This window comes from Chromatiales bacterium (assembly GCA_020445605.1).
Classification (GTDB): Bacteria; Pseudomonadota; Gammaproteobacteria; order JAGRGH01; family JAGRGH01; genus JAGRGH01.
In genome coordinates this window covers 1-2345 of the sequence record JAGRGH010000061.1, presented here as the reverse complement: position 1 = coordinate 2345, position 2345 = coordinate 1, and the positions used below count along the sequence as shown (strand labels likewise).

The 2345-nt window shown below is 53.4% G+C and carries 2 protein-coding genes; both read right to left on the bottom strand.

Annotated features, from left to right (window positions below):
* Nucleotides 1-162: 162 nt before the first annotated feature.
* Complete coding sequence (locus KDG50_15320; protein ID MCB1866788.1) at nt 163-957, bottom strand: hypothetical protein; 795 nt, start codon at nt 955-957, stop codon at nt 163-165.
* Nucleotides 927-2345 (bottom strand): RHS repeat-associated core domain-containing protein (locus KDG50_15315; protein MCB1866787.1); only part of this gene is annotated, 1419 nt, incomplete at its 5' end. The genes KDG50_15315 and KDG50_15320, both read right to left, overlap by 31 nt.

The following is a 2345-nucleotide window of genomic DNA, read 5'->3' as shown; positions in this document are numbered from 1 at the left end:
TGGTGATGCGAAGGTTGGCATCGTAGCCATGGGCGACCCTGCCGCTCACGCTGCCGGTCCAGGTCTCCGACAGGGGCAGGAAGCCGTCGTAGGTGTAGTCCAGGGTGGCGCCGGTGGTGTCCACGATATTTCCATTTCTTACTGCGTCACAGATTTCACCTATCACCCGTCCGCCCGGCCACATTGCTCTAACGAAATATTTCGCAGGCGATCGAGCGTTTCTGGATTAACCAAAATACGATCTGCGTAATATGACTCTGATGCCGCGTATCCGGCCAAAACCCCACCCAGCTCTTCGCCAAACTCCTCGATTAACTTATATTCTTCTTGACTCACGATCCAGTTTTTACTTTTTCGCTTAAATGGCAAGGGAATTCTGAGATGAAATGTCCGCAATCGTTCCAGCGTGTGATCAACTCTAGAAACAACTAACACCGTGCTTTGATTATCATACACTTTGACGCCGTCAAACACTGTCCATATAACTTCCGAGTAAGCCTCTTCAATTACATCGACGTGCAACTTGCCCGTCGTCAATTTCACACCACGCGCCCGAAACAACGGAAGCGTATTCTCTGCGCTGGAACCAGCAGAGTCCGATGTTGCCCTAACCTTGGCGTGAGAGTTAATTGACGGCAGACTGACAACCGAAAACACCTGACCTTCAACTGAGGCTAAATTAAGCTTTTTCTCTATAAAAATTTTTGCATTGAGTAACACCTGGTCGTACGGCGCACACAAAACAAAGCTCAAAGCGCTAGGGATCAAATCATTTTTGATTACAAAAATCTTATCGTTCCTCGCACGGGCAAGGCTATCGACCAAGACAACCTCTCGCATGCTATCGGCATCAACAAACTTTGGCGGTACAATTTCGCCCAGTTCTGCGAAACTACATGCAGAATAGTAAATTACAAATGCCGTTACTAATAGGGGCCGCATTGCGCTCTTTCCCATGGGAAAGTACGGTTTTCCTGGTAATACTGCCAGATATCAACTAATAACAGGCTACGCTCAAAAGCCTGCCAATATGTAGAACCAGACGGAAGTGCATCCAACCACATGTGGGCAGCATCAACTGTTCCGTCGTATTCTATAAATTGATGACCTTGTGCAAACTCGTCCTGAGCCGCATGAAGTGCATTTCCAAGCCCTTCTAAAGTACCCGCACGCAACTGATCCACAATAAACCGATTTCGATCTCTCCTTGACTCAGCATGTGAGCCTCCGCTTCGGGTCATCGAATGCTTATGCGCATCCTCAATTCCCTGTGTTCCAATATCAGCCGTTACGCTGTAGGCGGCCACCATCATGCTATCTGATGTGGATAATCCAGAGGACGCAGTACTGAAGTAGCTCAGTGAGTAGTGGTGATTTGACCAAAATAACCCCGTAACGTCTGTGCGCCCAACAGGGTTTCCAGCAACATAGCTGTATACGTTAGACCCGTCATCTAACTTCATCGGATCCTTCAAGGTCCACCGCCCAATGCTCGGGTCATAATCCCTCGCCCCGAACCGGGTGAGTTGGGTTTGTGGGTCGTAGAGCCCACCGGCGAACCCGAACGGCTGGAAGCCGGGGTTGGTGTCTAAGGTGATGTTGCCCCAGGCGTCGTAGTCCATGCGCTGGGCGATCTGGCCAGTGTCGGTGTTGATGATCAACCTCGGGCTGCCGAGGTGGTCAGAGACGATGCGGTAGGTGATTTCTGTTTGGGTGGTGGGGTCGATCTTGATCAGGTACGCCGGGACGTTGGCCTTCTCGGCGTAGACGTAGCGGGTGATGACGCTGCCGGTTTCATCAAGTTCGGCGACCGGGTTGAGTTGGTCCTGGTAGAGCCAGCGGTGGGTGATTTCTCCGTTGTGGGTTCGGGCGATGCGGCGGTTTCTGGCGTCGGTCTGGTAGGCGATGGCGGCGTCGGTGGGCAGGTTGACCTGTTGCAGGTTGCCGAATACGTCGTATTGGTAGTCGGTGGTCTGCCCGCTCGGGGTGTGGGTTTTGGTTTGCAGGTCACCGTGGGCGTTGTAGGTGTAGGTGTGCTCACCATAGGTTTGCAGGCGGTCCTGGTCGTCGTAGGTGCCGGTGTCGGTGCCGCCAGCGGTGGTGCGGCTCAGGCGGTTGCCGTTGGGGTCGTAGGTGTAATGTTCGGTGAGGATGCCGTTGATGTGGACGGTCTCGAGCCGCCCGGCCAGGTCGTAGTTGTAGGCGGTGGTGAGCGCGCTGCCTTGGATGAGTTCGGTCTTTTCGGTGATGCGCCCGAGTTTGTCTCGCGTGTAGGTGATGTCGTAGACCGGCGCTGTGTTGATGCGGGCGGTGTCGCTGATGGGCTCGGCGAAGGCGTTGTAGGC